17 protein-coding genes are annotated in these 15,666 nt (G+C 31.7%); all 17 read left to right on the top strand.

Annotation, left to right across the window (positions count from 1 at the left end; genetic code table 11):
• Positions 1 to 12 precede the first annotated feature (12 nt).
• The 17 genes from rfbA (at position 13) to IEV77_RS02680 (ending at position 15,664) form a co-directional block, all read left to right on the top strand.
• On the top strand, positions 13 to 879 hold the full coding sequence (gene rfbA, locus IEV77_RS02760; protein WP_188461620.1) for a glucose-1-phosphate thymidylyltransferase RfbA: 867 nt from the start codon (positions 13 to 15) through the stop codon (positions 877 to 879).
• Complete coding sequence (rfbC, locus tag IEV77_RS02755; protein WP_188461618.1) at positions 879 to 1,424, top strand: dTDP-4-dehydrorhamnose 3,5-epimerase; 546 nt, start codon at positions 879 to 881, stop codon at positions 1,422 to 1,424. The genes rfbA and rfbC overlap by 1 nt, the downstream gene beginning before the upstream one ends.
• Positions 1,421 to 2,278: a dTDP-4-dehydrorhamnose reductase gene (gene rfbD / locus IEV77_RS02750; protein ID WP_188461616.1), complete on the top strand. Its 858-nt coding sequence runs from the start codon at positions 1,421 to 1,423 to the stop codon at positions 2,276 to 2,278. The genes rfbC and rfbD overlap by 4 nt, the downstream gene beginning before the upstream one ends.
• The gene (cysQ, locus tag IEV77_RS02745; protein ID WP_188461614.1) at positions 2,271 to 3,065 is read left to right on the top strand and encodes a 3'(2'),5'-bisphosphate nucleotidase CysQ; all 795 of its coding nucleotides are present in this window, start codon (positions 2,271 to 2,273) and stop codon (positions 3,063 to 3,065) included. The genes rfbD and cysQ overlap by 8 nt, the downstream gene beginning before the upstream one ends.
• Positions 3,065 to 3,493 carry a DUF2061 domain-containing protein gene (locus IEV77_RS02740; protein WP_188461612.1) on the top strand — a complete coding sequence of 143 codons (429 nt, stop codon included), beginning with the start codon at positions 3,065 to 3,067 and terminating at the stop codon, positions 3,491 to 3,493. Before cysQ ends, IEV77_RS02740 begins: the two co-directional genes overlap by 1 nt.
• A 76-nt stretch (positions 3,494 to 3,569) precedes the next feature.
• Positions 3,570 to 4,172: an adenylyl-sulfate kinase gene (gene cysC, locus IEV77_RS02735; protein WP_188461610.1), complete on the top strand. Its 603-nt coding sequence runs from the start codon at positions 3,570 to 3,572 to the stop codon at positions 4,170 to 4,172.
• Positions 4,165 to 5,070 (top strand): sulfate adenylyltransferase subunit CysD, encoded by a 906-nt coding sequence (gene cysD, locus IEV77_RS02730; RefSeq protein ID WP_188461608.1) that lies wholly within the window; start codon positions 4,165 to 4,167, stop codon positions 5,068 to 5,070. Before cysC ends, cysD begins: the two co-directional genes overlap by 8 nt.
• 95 nt (positions 5,071 to 5,165) lie before the next feature.
• Entirely contained in the window at positions 5,166 to 6,419 is a 1,254-nt protein-coding gene (gene cysN / locus IEV77_RS02725) for a sulfate adenylyltransferase subunit CysN (RefSeq protein ID WP_188461606.1), read from the top strand.
• A gap of 180 nt (positions 6,420 to 6,599) precedes the next feature.
• Entirely contained in the window at positions 6,600 to 7,166 is a 567-nt protein-coding gene (locus IEV77_RS02720; protein ID WP_188461605.1) for a hypothetical protein, read from the top strand.
• Between the two features lie 76 nt (positions 7,167 to 7,242).
• On the top strand, positions 7,243 to 8,256 hold the full coding sequence (gene pseB, locus IEV77_RS02715) for a UDP-N-acetylglucosamine 4,6-dehydratase (inverting) (RefSeq protein ID WP_188461603.1): 1,014 nt from the start codon (positions 7,243 to 7,245) through the stop codon (positions 8,254 to 8,256).
• A 6-nt stretch (positions 8,257 to 8,262) separates the two neighbouring features.
• Positions 8,263 to 9,411 carry a UDP-4-amino-4,6-dideoxy-N-acetyl-beta-L-altrosamine transaminase gene (gene pseC, locus IEV77_RS02710; protein ID WP_188461600.1) on the top strand — a complete coding sequence of 383 codons (1,149 nt, stop codon included), beginning with the start codon at positions 8,263 to 8,265 and terminating at the stop codon, positions 9,409 to 9,411.
• Positions 9,404 to 10,108 (top strand): pseudaminic acid cytidylyltransferase, encoded by a 705-nt coding sequence (pseF, locus tag IEV77_RS02705; protein WP_188461598.1) that lies wholly within the window; start codon positions 9,404 to 9,406, stop codon positions 10,106 to 10,108. The genes pseC and pseF overlap by 8 nt, the downstream gene beginning before the upstream one ends.
• Complete coding sequence (pseG, locus tag IEV77_RS02700) at positions 10,086 to 11,099, top strand: UDP-2,4-diacetamido-2,4,6-trideoxy-beta-L-altropyranose hydrolase (protein ID WP_188461596.1); 1,014 nt, start codon at positions 10,086 to 10,088, stop codon at positions 11,097 to 11,099. Before pseF ends, pseG begins: the two co-directional genes overlap by 23 nt.
• A complete protein-coding gene (locus tag IEV77_RS02695; protein WP_188461594.1) occupies positions 11,093 to 11,974 on the top strand; it encodes a methionyl-tRNA formyltransferase in 882 nt (293 codons plus the stop codon). The genes pseG and IEV77_RS02695 overlap by 7 nt, the downstream gene beginning before the upstream one ends.
• Positions 11,958 to 13,004, top strand: a complete 1,047-nt coding sequence (pseI, locus tag IEV77_RS02690; RefSeq protein ID WP_188461592.1) for a pseudaminic acid synthase — start codon at positions 11,958 to 11,960, stop codon at positions 13,002 to 13,004. Before IEV77_RS02695 ends, pseI begins: the two co-directional genes overlap by 17 nt.
• 54 nt (positions 13,005 to 13,058) lie before the next feature.
• Entirely contained in the window at positions 13,059 to 14,294 is a 1,236-nt protein-coding gene (locus IEV77_RS02685; protein ID WP_188461590.1) for a hypothetical protein, read from the top strand.
• Positions 14,295 to 14,317: 23 nt separating this feature from the next.
• The gene (locus tag IEV77_RS02680) at positions 14,318 to 15,664 is read left to right on the top strand and encodes a hypothetical protein (RefSeq protein ID WP_188461589.1); all 1,347 of its coding nucleotides are present in this window, start codon (positions 14,318 to 14,320) and stop codon (positions 15,662 to 15,664) included.
• Positions 15,665 to 15,666: the final 2 nt, after the last annotated feature.

Genomic DNA, 15,666 nt, shown 5'->3' with positions numbered 1-15,666 from the left:
AGATAATTTTCAATGAAAGGAATTATACTAGCAGGAGGATCAGGAACTAGACTTCATCCATTAACACTATCAGTAAGTAAGCAATTAATGCCTATTTATGATAAACCAATGATTTACTACCCACTTTCAACTTTAATGTATGCAGGAATCAGAGAAATCTTAATAATTTCTACCCCTAAAGATTTACCATTATTTAAGGATTTGCTTGGAGATGGAAAGAAATTAGGTTGTTCATTTTCATATGAAGTTCAAGAAAACCCAAATGGTTTGGCAGAAGCATTTATTATTGGAGAGGAATTTATTGGCAAAGATAAAGTAGCTTTAATATTAGGTGATAACATATTTTATGGAACTGGTTTGTCAGAATTGTTACAAAGTAATAATAATCCTGAAGGAGGTATTATCTATGCCTACAGAGTTAATGATCCTGAACGCTATGGTGTTGTAGAGTTTAATAAAAATGGTCAAGCTATTTCAATTGAAGAAAAACCTGAAAAGCCAAAATCAAATTATGCGGTACCAGGAATTTATTTTTATGATAATTCTGTTGTTAATATTGCAAAAAATATTAAGCCAAGTCATAGAGGCGAATTGGAAATAACAGATGTTAATAGAGTGTATTTAAAACAAGGCAATTTAAGTGTGAGTATTTTAGATAGAGGGACCGCTTGGTTAGATACCGGAACTTTTCAGTCTCTAATGCAAGCATCTCAATTTGTTGAGGTTATTGAAGAAAGACAAGGTCTTAAAATAGGCTCGATTGAAGCCGCTGCTTTTGAGATGAACTACATAAACAAAGAACAATTTATCAATTTAGCTGAACCACTGCTTAAAAGTGGATACGGTAAGAATTTATTAGGCTTATTGAATAAAGAATAATGACAGTAAAAGAAACAAAATTACAAGGGTGCTTTATTGTAGAACCTAGAATTTTTGAAGACAAAAGAGGTTATTTTTTTGAATCCTTTAATGCGAATAAATTCAACGAATTAACTGGGACTAAAACAAATTTTGTTCAAGACAATGAATCCTTCTCTACAAAAGGAGTTCTAAGAGGTCTACATTATCAAACAGGAGATTATGCACAAGCCAAATTAGTTCGAGTTATTAAAGGAAAAGTTTTAGATGTTGCCGTAGACATTAGAAAAAATTCTCCTACTTTTTCTCAATATGTTGCTGTTGAATTAACAGAAGAGAATAAAAAGCAACTGTTTGTACCAAGAGGTTTTGCTCATGGATTTGTAGTTTTAAGCGAAACTGCAATATTTTCTTACAAGTGTGATAATTATTATAATAAAGAATCTGAAGGAGGCATCATTTATAACGATCCTTCTTTAAATATTAACTGGCAATTGCCGGAAGAATCTCTACTAGTTTCAGAAAAAGACGTAATTTTGCCAAAATTATTGGAGGCAAAATTATGATTAACATACTTATTACTGGAGGAAATGGACAACTAGCAAGTTGTATAAAAGATCTAGAAATAAAACAATCTAATTTAAATGTGTTTTATACAGATTTTCCAGATCTAGATATTACCAATATAGAAGTTCTAGAGACCTTTTTTAAAAAAAATTCTATTAATTATTGTATTAATTGTGCCGCCTATACAGCAGTCGATAAAGCAGAAAACGACAGAGAAAACGCGAAAAAAGTAAATGAACTAGGCGCAAAAAACTTGGCAATAGTATGCCAAAACTACAATTCAACTTTAATTCATATTTCTACAGATTTTGTTTTTGATGGTAACCAATCTTCAATTTATAATGAAGAAGACCAACCTAACCCTAAAAGTGTTTATGGTGAAACTAAATTAAATGGAGAAATTGAAATACAAAAGCATCTTTCTAAACACTTTATATTAAGAACTTCTTGGTTATACTCGGAACATGGTAATAATTTCATGAAAACCATGATTCGATTATCAAAAGAAAAAGAAGAGCTTAGCGTGGTTGTAGACCAAATAGGGACACCTACTTATGCCAAGGATTTAGCTTTAATTATATGGCAGATTATAAATTCAAATAACACGCAATATGGTGTTTATCATTACAGTAATGAGGGTGTTGCAAGTTGGTACGATTTTGCAAAAGCCATATTTGAAGAAATAAATTCTGACATAAAATTATTACCAATTAAATCTGTAGCTTATCCAACCCCGGCCCAAAGACCTCCTTTTAGTGTTCTTGACAAATCAAAAATAAAACAAGCTTTACAAATTGAAATTCCATATTGGAGAGACAGTTTAAGAAAAGCCTTAATTAATTATAATGGATAAAAATTTACAAATAGCTATTGAAGCTTCATTGGAGGCAGGGAAAGTTATCATGGAAATTTATGACACTGCTTTTAGCGTAGAACTTAAAGATGATAAATCGCCTTTAACAGAAGCGGATAAGAAAGCAAACGATGTTATTAATTCTTATTTAATTCCAACTGAAATACCTGTCATTTCAGAAGAAAATAAGCAAACCGACTACGCTACTAGAAAAACTTGGGACACCTGTTGGGTTGTTGACCCTGTAGATGGCACAAAAGAATTTATAAAACGTAATGGTGAGTTTACTGTAAACATAGCCTTGATCACAAATGGGAAGCCTATTTTAGGGGTTATTTATGTACCTGCAACTAAAGTGTTGTATTTTGCTGATGTCACTAAAAAAGAAGGCTTTAAAGCTGAATTAGAGTCGCATGAAACTAGTTTGGAACAGGTTTTAAAGAAAGCAGCGCCCTTGAAACCTAAAGAAGGAAATTCCAATCCAATTCAAGTGGTAGGAAGTCGTTCTCATATGAGTCAAGAAACATTAGACTTTATGGATTCCCTTAAATCAAACGGCAGTCAAGTTGAAGTAGTTTCAAAAGGTAGTTCCTTAAAATTTTGTTTGATTGCAGAAGGCAATGCTGATGTTTATCCGCGTTTTGCTCCAACAATGGAATGGGATACCGCTGCAGGTCAAGCTATATGTAATGCGGTTGGAATTGAAGTGATTTCTAAGGAAACAGATAAACCTTTAATGTATAATAAAGAAAACCTTTTAAATCCTTGGTTTTTAGTTAGTAAATAATGGCAGATACTTCCCATAAAAGGCATATTGCCAAAACAATAACTTGGCGAATTGTTGGTACCATCGATACCATAATTCTTTCTTGGATTATTTCAGGAGACCCCTATATTGGATTAAAAATTGGGATGGCTGAAGTGGTGACAAAAATGTTATTTTACTACTTACATGAAAGAGCTTGGTTTAAGATTAATTTATCTAAAGACGGAAAAATTCTTGAAAGCAGAAAACGTCATATCGCCAAAACATTTACATGGCGAATAATTGGAACTATGGACACCATGTTAATTGCATGGATTGTTTCTGGAAACCCTTTAACAGGTTTAAAAATTGGTTTTGCAGAAGTTATAACTAAAATGATTTTATACTATTTTCATGAACGTATTTGGTACAAGCTCAATTTCGGACTTACAAAACGTAACAATAATTAATACTTGAAGTGCTATAAAAATTAGCAATAAGTAATAGAAATCTTTTCAGGTTTTTATAAACATTAAATAACTCAAGATGAACGAGAATATCATCCCACATACTTTCCAAATTTCAATTAAAGATAGAAGAGTGGGAAACAAACACAACTCTTTTTTAATTTGGTTTACTGGGCTCTCAGGTTCTGGGAAATCTACTATAGCAAATGCTGTAGAACTAGAATTATTCAATAAAGGTATTAAAACCTACATTCTAGATGGCGACAATATTAGGAAAGGCATTAATAAGGATCTCTCTTTCTCCCCAGAAGATAGAACAGAAAACATTAGAAGAATTGCAGAAACGGCTAATTTAATGATCGATGCTGGGCTAGTTGTTCTTGCTGCTTTTGTTTCTCCTTATAAAAAAGACAGAGAGAACATTAAGAATATAGTTAAAGATGTTAACTTTGTTGAGGTATATGTGAATACGAGTATTGAAGAATGCGAAAAGAGAGATGTAAAAGGGCTTTATAAAAAAGCGCGAGCAGGAGAAATACAGAACATGACTGGCATTTCAGCTCCTTATCAAGCTCCAGAAAGTGCAGATATTGATATAAAAACAGAAAATACAACTGTTGAAGTAGCAGTTAAACAGATTATAGATTTTATAACACCAAAATTGAAACTCGAAAATGAGTAAGTATTATTTAAATTATTTAGACGAATTAGAGAGTGAAGCCATCTTTATTTTAAGAGAAGTTTGGGCACAATTTCAAAATCCAGTTATTTTATTTTCTGGAGGTAAAGATTCTATTTTAGTAACACATTTGGCAAAAAAAGCTTTTTATCCAGCTAAGATTCCTTTTCCATTAATGCACGTAGATACGGGACATAACTTTCCTGAGACCATACAATTTAGAGATGATATCATTAAAGAATTTGGCGTAGAACTTATTGTAGGTTCTGTTCAAGAAGCTATTGACGATGGACGTGTTGCCGAAGAAAAGGGGAAAAGTGCCACTAGAAATGCACTTCAAATAACAACACTTTTAGACGCTATAGAAACCAACAAAGTGGATTGTGCTATTGGAGGAGGAAGACGTGACGAAGAAAAAGCAAGAGCCAAAGAACGTTTCTTTTCTCATAGAGACGATTTTGGACAATGGGACCCAAAAAACCAACGTCCAGAATTATGGAATATATTTAACGGAAAACATTTCCAAGGTGAGCATTTTAGAGCTTTTCCAATTAGTAATTGGACAGAAATGGATGTCTGGAATTATATTAAAAGAGAAAACATAGCTATCCCATCTTTATACTATGCGCACGAGCGTGAGGTGGTTTGGAGACAAGATTCTTGGATACCTAATTCGGAGTTTTTAGTTTTAGAAGATCATGAAGAAATTGTAACTAAGAAAATTCGTTTTAGAACCTTAGGAGATATTACTATTACAGGAGGTATAGAATCTGATGCAGATACTTTGGCTAAAATTGCCGAAGAAGTTTCTGGAATGCGACAAACAGAACGTGGCAACAGAACAGACGATAAGCGTTCAGAATCCGCTATGGAAGACCGTAAACGTCAAGGGTATTTTTAAAAAACACTTTCGTTTTTTAAAAGATATAATTACAATCAATGTTTAAAATTAAACTTCAAGTTTTGAGTTTAATTCACAAAAAATAAGTTAGAAAAATGTTAGACAACAATCAATTATTACGTTTTACAACTGCAGGAAGTGTAGATGATGGTAAAAGCACATTAATTGGACGTTTATTATACGATTCAAAATCAATTTTTGAAGACCAACTTGAAGCAATAACAAACACGAGTAAAAAGAAAGGGCACGATGGCGTAGATTTAGCCTTATTTACAGATGGTTTAAGAGATGAGCGTGAACAAGGTATCACCATTGATGTAGCTTATCGATATTTCACAACACCAAAAAGAAAATTTATAATAGCAGATACTCCAGGACATATTCAGTATACTAGAAATATGGTAACCGGAGCTTCTACAGCAAACGCCGCCATTATTTTGGTAGACGCTAGACATGGTGTTATCGAGCAAACAAAAAGACACTCTTTTATTGCTTCATTATTACAAATTCCTCATGTAATTGTTTGTGTAAATAAAATGGATTTGGTAGACTATTCTGAAGAAGCTTATAATAAGGTTATTAATCAATTCGAAGAATTTTCTTCTAAAATGTTGGTTAAAGATGTTCGTTTTATTCCTATAAGCGCCTTAAATGGAGATAATGTAGTTAACCGCTCTACTAAAATGGATTGGTATCAAGGAGCTCCATTATTGCATACTTTAGAAACCATTCATATAAGTAGCGATATTAATAAAATAGATGCTCGTTTTCCTGTTCAAACGGTATTAAGACCACAGAGTGAAAACCATAGAGATTATAGAGGTTATGCAGGCCGTGTTGCCAGTGGAATCCTAAGAGTTGGCGACGACATTACGGTTATGCCTTCAGGTTTTACAAGTAAAATAAAATCAATTAATTTATTCGATAAAGAATTGGAAGAGGCTTATGCTCCAATGTCTGTGTCTATTACTTTAGAAGACGATATAGATATTAGTAGAGGTGATATGATTGTGCGCACTAACAACAAACCGGAAGCAGTTCAAGATATTGAAGTTATGTTGTGTTGGTTGAATAATAAGTCGGCTAATCCTAGAACGAAATATACTATTAAGCATACGTCTAACGAACAAAAGGCTATAATTAAGGAGATTGTATATAAATTCAATATTAATACCTTAGAGCGTATTACCACAGATCTCGAAATTAATATGAACGATATTTCTAAAGTAAAAATTAGAACCACCAAACCTTTAATGATCGATTCTTATAGAGAAAATAGAGCCACTGGAAGTATCATTCTTGTAGATGATGCTACCAACGAAACAGTTGCTGCTGGTATGATTGTTTAATGGGTAGAAGTTTATTGGATTACTAAAGTGAACGCTATCAGCTCTCTTAGTTTTTTTTATCTTTACAAGAGATAAAAAGAGAACCAAAAATGTAGCCAAGTCAAAATAAAAAAATATTGGTATTAAAGAGTTTATTATTATATCAAATTTTACTAAATGGACAATAAAAACTAAAATGACATGATAAGAATAAATATGAGTTTATTGTTTTGCTGTTTTATATTTTTAAATACGGCATGTAATCAGAAAACAGATAAAAAACCAGTAGAATCAATTGAAGAAGATGTAATCGAGAAGCCGGAATTAAAAAAAGTTTTTTCTTTAACATTAAATGCCTTAGTTAAGGAAGAAGACGTTTTTTCTTTATTCTATACGCAATTTGAAGGTGAAAAATTTGGTGTTGATCAATTGATACATACTAAGGTATATCCAAGTGATGAAATACAAGAAATTAAATTTGAATTGCCAGAATCAGATTACCCATATAACATTAGGTTAGATTTTGGTAGTAACCCTAGTCAAGAGAATATTATGATTACTGAATGTGATTTGAAATATTCTAATTCTAGTTATAAAATCAAAGCAAGTGAACTTTACAAGTATTTTAATTTTAATGAAGGAATTGAAATACTTCAAGATTCAACAACATTTAAATTAAAAAAATTTACGGACGCAAGTGGAGAAAAATACGATCCTTATATTGTTGGAAATGATCGTTGTGTTATTATTTTGCAAGAGGATGTATAACAAAATAAACTAAGCAGATATTTTAATCTTATTCTGTTTTTTTAAATTTTATTACAAATAAATTCAAGAAGAGAATATGTTATATTTAAAAGGAAAATCTATATTAATTACAGGAGGAACGGGCTCATTAGGAAAGGCTTTAACTTCACATATATTAAATAATTATCCAGAGGTTAGAAGATTGATTATTTATTCTAGAGACGAACAGAAACAGTTTCAAATGGCTCAAGAATATCCCGTTGAAAAATATCCTCAAATTCGCTATTTTATAGGAGATGTAAGAGACCGAGAGCGTTTAATTAGAGCATTCCAAGGTGTAGATTATGTAATTCATGCTGCTGCCATGAAGCATGTTCATATTGCCGAGTATAATCCGGATGAATGTATCAAAACCAATATTGGTGGTGCTGAGAATGTTGTAGATGCCTGTTTTAAAACTAAAGTGCAACGCGTTGTAGCACTTTCAACAGATAAAGCTTGTGCACCAATAAATTTGTATGGAGCAACTAAATTAACGTCAGATAAATTGTTTATTGCTGCAAATAATATAAAGGGAGAAAATCCCATTCGTTTTTCAGTAGTACGTTATGGAAATGTCATGGGATCTAATGGTTCAGTTATTCCTTTTTTTATAAATAAAAAGAAAATCGAGAATATTTTACCAATCACAGACCCAAATATGACACGTTTTAATATCTCGCTTCAAGGTGGTGTAGATATGGTTATGCATGCCTTAGAACATGCTTGGGGAGGAGAATTGTTTGTTCCTAAAATACCTTCATACAAAATAATGGATGTAGCAAATGCTATTGGTCCAGATTGTGAAAAACCAGTTGTAGGCATTAGACCAGGAGAGAAAGTTCATGAAGAAATGATAACATCATCAGATTCTTTTTACACCTATGATCTTGGGAAGTATTATACCATTCTACCTCCAACACATAAATGGAGTTTAGACGAGTTTATAAGTACATTTAGCGCTAAAAAAGCACCTTATGGCTTTAGTTATAACTCCGGAGATAATGAAGAGTGGGAAACTGTAGAAAGTCTTCGTAAACTTATAAAAGAACATGTAGACCCTAATTTTTAAAAAGGAATGAAAAACGCCATACCTTACGGAAGACAAAATATTGAACAAGATGACATTGATGCTGTTGTTGAAACCTTAAAGGCCGACTTCCTAACACAGGGACCAAAAGTAAAGGAGTTTGAGGATAAATTTGCAACTTATATTGGTGCCAAATACGCCGTAGCAGTTAACAATGCAACATCTGGTTTACATTTAGCTGTTTTAGCTTTAGGTTTAAAGGAAGGGGAACGTGTAATAACGACACCAATAACTTTCGCGGCATCCGCCAACTGCATTAGGTATGCAGGAGGAGAAGTTTGGTTTGCAGATATAGATCCAGATACGTATCTACTTTCTCTTGAAAGTACCAAAAAACTTATTGAAAGTAAACCTAAAGGGTTTTTTAAAGGTATTATTCCAGTAGATTTTGCTGGATTACCAATTAATTTAGAGGCTTTCAAATTATTAGCTCAAGAACATAATTTATGGATTATAGAAGATGCTTGCCATGCACCTGGTGGTTCTTTTACGGACTCTAAACATAAAACACAAATGTGTGGAAATGGAACGTATGCCGATATTGGCATTTTCTCTTTCCATCCCGTAAAGCATATAGCCTGTGGAGAAGGTGGGATGGTGACTACCAATTCCGAGGCACTTTTCAAAAAATTATCTTTATTAAGAACCCATGGTATTACTAAAGAAAATATGGCTGAAGATCATGGAGGCTGGTTTTACGAAATGCAAGAATTGGGTTATAATTATAGGTTAACAGATATTCAATCTGCTTTAGGGATTACACAACTAGCAAAAAACAAAGCAGGAGTAGCAAGAAGAAACGACATAGCAAAAAGATATAAAGAAGCTTTTACTGGAAAAATAAAGTTTCAAACTTTACCAGAGGGCAATTTAAATGCTCATCATTTATTTGTTATTGAAGTTGAAGATAGAAAAGGGTTATACAACTTTTTAAGAACACAGAATATCTTTACGCAAATACATTATATTCCTGTACACTTATTGCCTTATTATAAGGAAATTGGATACAATACGGCTCATTTAACTTGTGCGGAAAATTATTATTCCAAATGTATCAGTTTACCTATGTACCCGAGTTTAACTGATGAGGACCAGGATTTTGTAATTAAAAAAGTTCTATCTTACATCAATGGCTAATTTAGCAATTATACCTGCAAGAGGAGGAAGTAAACGGATACCAAGAAAGAATATTAAATTGTTTTTAGGTAAACCTATTATTGCATATTCTATTGAAGCAGCTTTAAAAAGTAACTTGTTTGAAGAAGTCATGGTATCGACTGATGACGAAGAGATAGCCAAAATAGCTAAAAAATATGGTGCAAAAGTTCCTTTTTTAAGAGATAAAAAAAATGCAAATGATTTTGCCGTTCTAGCAGATGTTGTTGAAGAGGTACGCATCAATTACTCTAAAAAGAATAAGGATTTTAAAAATATCTGCTGTATTTTACCAACAGCACCTTTTGTAACACCCACGAAAATTACTGAGGCCTACAATAAATTTATTGATGGTAACTTTGAAAGCCTTTTTCCAGTATTGGAGTTTTCATTTCCAATACAACGATCTTTAAAAATTGAAAATAACAAAGTAGACATGGTTTGGAATGAGTATTTAAACTCTCGCTCTCAAGATTTAGAGCCCAGATACCATGATTCTGGTCAGTTTTACTGGTTAAAATCTGCCGCTTTTGAGATAGAAAAGAAGTTGTTTACAGATAATTCTGGAGCTATTGTAATTTCGGAATTACATGCACAAGATATTGATACCGAAACCGACTGGAAATTAGCTGAAATTAAATATAAACTCATGCTAAATGACCAAGAAAGTAATTTTTAGAGCCGATGGAAGCTCAACCGCAGGATTAGGTCATTTATATAGATTATTTAGTCTGGTTGAAACTGTTAAAAACACTTTAGAATTTGTGTTTATAACACATGAAACCTCAACAAATTCAGTTATTCCTGAAGAATATAATACGGTAATTATTCCCAAAGAAATTAATACACTTGATGAAGCAGATTGGTTGCAAGCTAATTTTTCATCTAAAGAATATATAATTATTGCAGATGGTTATCAATTTACGTCATCTTACCAAAAACAAATAAAATCGAAAGGTTATAGTTTAATTTATATAGACGATTTAGCAAAAGAACATATATATGCAGATGTTGTTATAAATCATTCGCCTTACATACAAGAGAAGCATTACAAAAAGGAGGTCTATTCAAAACTAGCTTTAGGAACAAAGTTCGCTTTATTAAGACCCTTATTTTTAAAAGCAGCCAAAAAAAATAGAGCTGTTAAAGAATTGGATAGCGCATTTGTATGCTTTGGAGGTGCAGATCCATTCCATTTAACTTTAAAAGCTGTCCAGGCGCTCTTATTATTTGAAAACTTCAAAAGTATACATGTTGTTTTAGGAGCGGCTTATTTAGATGAAGAAATTTTTAATTTAGAAGAAAAATACGGCCGTAAAATTAAAATATATCGAAACCTATCAGAAAAAAAACTCATAGAAACTATGGAGCAATGCAACTTTGCAATTGCACCTGCAAGCACGATTTTATATGAATTGTGTTGTGTACAAATGCCTATTTTTAGTGGTTTTTATGTAGATAATCAAGAATTAATTTATAAGGGTTTTTTAAATCATAAAGCAATTTTTGAAGGTGGCAATATGGAAAACTATCAAGTTTCAGATTTTGTAAATGGTTTAAAGATCATTTTTGAAAATAAAGAATTCAATTCTCAACTTGAGGCACAAAAGATATTGTTTGATGATAAAATCACTAAAAGACACTTAGATTTAATTAAAAGCTTATGTTAACGATAGGTATACTTTGCAGTGGTGGATTAGGTTTAGATACGCTTTCAAAAGTGGCTAAAAATCATGCAGTCCAATTTATTTTAACAGATAAAAATTCTACTGGAATTATAGATTTTGCTATTCAAAATAATATTCCTTTTTATGCAGGAAATCCTAGAAAAGGTAAAGGTTTCAGTTTTATAAAAAATTTTAAAACAGATGTTATTGCCTCTATTAATTATTTGTTTTTAATTGAGGAAGATATAATTAACCATTCTAATTTATTAACTTTTAATATTCATGGTTCATTATTACCAAAGTATAGAGGTAGAACACCACATGTTTGGGCCATAATTAATGGGGAAACTAAGGCTGGCGTAACGGGTCACATTATTGATGTAGGATGTGATACCGGTAAAATTATTCACCAAATAGAAATTCCAATTAACATAAATGACACGGGAGCGATAATGCTTGAAAAGTATGCTCAAGAATACTATCCGTTGGTTAATAAAGTTCTGAATGATGCGGCTACAAATCGGTTAAACCTAATAGAACAAAACGAATTAGAGGCAACTTATTTTGGAAAACGTACGCCAGAAGATGGTGAAATAGATTGGAATTGGAATAAAGAGTACATTCGAAATTGGGTAAGAGCACAAGCAAATCCGTATCCAGGAGCGTTTACATTCTATAAAAATCAGAAAGTGATTATTGATAAGATTTCGATTTCAGAAAGTATCATTACCGAAAAACAGGCTAATGGTGAAATTATTCAGATCGAACCTCATGTAATTATCAAGACCAAAAATGGTGCGGTGCAGTTGGATACAATAAGGACAGAAAGCTGTACTTTTACGCTTGGAAAAACACTTGGAAATGAAAATAGGAAATAGAACCATAGGTGGAAACAATCCATGTTTTATAATAGCAGAACTATCTGCAAACCATAATGGCGATTTAAATGTAGCCATTGAAACTATAAGAGCAGCAAAAAAGACAGGAGCAGATGCCATTAAACTTCAAACTTACACGCCTGATACCTTAACGATAAATTGTGACAACGAGCACTTTAAAATTGAAGGAGGCACCCTTTGGGACGGAAAAACTCTTTACGAACTCTATGGCGAAGCATATACGCCTTGGGAGTGGCATAAAAGGCTTTTTGAAGTAGCCGAAGAGGAAGGTTTGATTTGTTTTTCTTCGCCTTTTGATTTTTCGGCTGTAGATTTTCTTGAAGAATTAAATGTGCCAGCTTATAAAATTGCGTCATTTGAAATTCAAGATATTCCATTAATAGAATATGCGGCATCAAAAGGAAAACCTATTATAATATCCACAGGAATTGCTGAAGAAGCAGACATTCAATTGGCTGTTGATACGTGTAGAAAAGTTGGAAATAATGATATTATTCTGTTAAAGTGTACATCATCATACCCAGCGCCCTTAGACTTAGCAAATCTAAAAACCATTCCAGATTTAAAACAACGCTTTGGCGTTGAGGTTGGTTTTAGCGACCATACTTATGGCTCTTTAGCACCAACGGTAGCAACGGCTTTAGGTGCAACAGTTATAGAAAAACACTTTATATTAGATAAAGCGATTGGAGGACCAGATGCAGATTTTTCTTTAGATGTGGAGGAGTTCACAGAATTAGTAGATAAAGTAAGAGATACCGAAAAACTATTAGGAAAGGTGTCTTATGAGATATCAGAAAAAGTAAAGAACAATAGGAAATTTGCACGATCACTTTTTGTCGTTCAAGAAGTTAAAGCAGGCGATTTAGTAACGGAAGAAAATATACGTTCTATTCGTCCTGGATATGGACTGCACCCAAAATATTATAATGAAATTTTAGGAAAATCATTTTCTGAAAATATTGAAAGAGGTACACCTTTAAGTAAAGAATTAATTAAGGGGTTTTAAGGTGTTTTAAAGATTTCATTTTAAAATATTAAACTTAATTTATAAATATTGATCTTGGAAAAAATTATTACGCTTTTTCAGAAAAACAAACCGCTCTTAAGGTTTATGGCCTTGAGTTATTTGGATAAAGCCATTATTTTCCTACTGCCTTTATTAGTTTTTCAATTTTTTAAAGACCAGCGAGTATATGTTTCCATTGAATATATTTATTCGATAACCACCGTTATTATTCCTTTAGTAGATTTAGGGCTGGCAGGATATTTTTTCTATGCTTACAGAAATAGCGATAATCAGGAAGCTACTCTAAAGATATTTGTAAAAACATTCCAGAGATTATATTTGCTTATTAGTTGTATTGGTTTAGTCTTAATAGCTGTAAATTATTATGGCTTTGAGTATGAGCCCTTTATTGTTTTTATTGTTTCTAGGTTGCTTTTTGTTTTAGCGACAGTTTTTTTTGCCTCTTATTATAGACTTACCAATAAACCTGAAAAAGCCGTTTATATAACACTTTTTTCAAATGTTTTATCTTTATCATTTCTTTTTGCGTATTTCTTTTCCGGTTTAGAATTTTCTTTATGGCTCATCTTTATCGGCCAAATTTTATTTAGCGTATTTTATCTTTTTAAGTGTGTTATAGATGTTTTCTTTAAAGAGAACAAAGATTTTGATAACCATAAGTTAAAGAAATTAATTTTAAGCACCTTGCTGTTTTCATGGCCTTCTTTATTACAAGTTTTTATTATGATGTATATTACTAATTATGGTAAAATGCATGTTTTAACCAAAATGAATTTAGATGATGGTGTCTTGCTATCATTAGTGCAGCGGTTTTCGATGCTAATATTTCTTACACATTCTTCTATTTGGGCTTTTATAATAAAGGATATTTATGTGGAAAAAAATCTATTTGTTATAAGAAGGAATTTATTATATAAATATTTAGGGTTTTTAACGCTTGCGTTGGTATTTGTAATTATTGTAACAGAAATTTATCTCGTATATAATTATGTTGATTTGTTTAGAGTTACATCCATTTCTGCTTTAATAATTGGGCAAACATTTTTTGCATGTATTTATGCATATTTAGAAATGCATTATGGAAGAGAAAATAAAAATATTATTAAATTGTATTTGGCATTATTTAGTGCCTTTGTGTTTATTATGCTTTTGATATTACTAGATATAAATTTCTTAGAGAGGATTTCAATTGCCATGTTTGTAAGTACATTTACGTCTTTATTATTAAGTATCTTTGTGTTGTATAAAAGAAATTATAAAATAGCTTAGAGCAAATTTTTATTTAATTAAATATGAAAAACATATGTTTTATTGCCAATTATTACAAAACAGATGTTTTTGTTGAAGTTGCAAAGTTGCTTAAAGCTGATAATGTAAAATCTTTTTGGATTATACCTAGCAGAAAACAATATGATTTTTTAAAGACTATATTTCCAGAAGACCAATTATTATATATTGGTAAAAAAGAAGTGTTAGCGTCTAACCCGAAAATAGGTCAAGTTGATTTAAAAATTAATGAATTAGTTTATGGAGATCGGGTATTAAAAGAGGAATCTGAAACTTGGACTTTTGATTATTTATTGAAATTACAGGAATTAGTTTATAATTTTATAGATACTAATACCATTCAGTTTGTTTTTGGAGAAGTCACCTGGGCTCACGAATTACTGGTTCACAGATTAACCAAAACTGCTAAAGCACTTAATTGCGTATATTTAAATCCACACACTGTTAGAATTCCAAACGGAAGGTTTGCTTTTTTTGAGGATGAATTTCAGTCTCATATCAAAGAAGTTTCTAATGTTATAACTACAAATGGTTCTAGCATTAAACTTGAGAAACCATCTTACCTGGCAATTAACGACAAATTAATATTAAAAAAAGGGACTCTTAAGCATAACTTGGTCTTGATTAAAAACTTTATTTCAAGAACGAATCAAGATTCAAATGACCCTACTTTGTACAGTAGCCCTGCAACTCAATTTAAAATAAGAACGGCAGAAGTTTATAATCGATTTTTATTTAAAAGGTTTGTTTCAGAAACTTCAACTCAAAACTTACCACAGGATAAGAAGATGTTTCTTTTTACACTTCACAAACAACCTGAGGCTTCCATAGATGTTATTGGAAGGTATTATGAAAATCAGTTAGATCTCATTATAAATATTTGGAGAATACTCCCTGAAGATTCTATATTATTAGTTAAAGAGCACTCCAATGCTATTGGTGATAGAAATTTGAAATTTTACAAAACGGTAAAAAAATTACGTAACACTTATTTAATTAATAATAAGGCAGACTCCCATAAATTATTGGATGTGGTTGAAGGTGTTTTTACGGTATCTGGAACAATAGCTTATGAGGCAGGGTTAAAAAATAAAAATGCATTTACTTTTGCTCCAGCTTTTTTTAATAAATTAAAATCTTGCCAAGAAGTGTCTTGGAAAGATTTTAAAAATAAATCTTTAACCACTCTAATAAACAACAAAGAAGATGGCATGAGCATTAATGAATTTTCTAATTGGTTGTTAGAAAACTCCTTCGAAGGCATTATGTCTGATGCTTTTGGAGATCCAAGATGTATGCATCAGGAAAACATTAAAGCACTAAGTATCGCATTCTTAACAGTAATTAAATAAAT

Source organism: Xanthomarina arctica (assembly GCF_014638915.1).
Classification (GTDB): domain Bacteria; phylum Bacteroidota; class Bacteroidia; order Flavobacteriales; family Flavobacteriaceae; genus Xanthomarina; species Xanthomarina arctica.
Note: the sequence above shows the minus strand (reverse complement) of the source record. Positions and strands in the feature narration are given on the sequence as shown.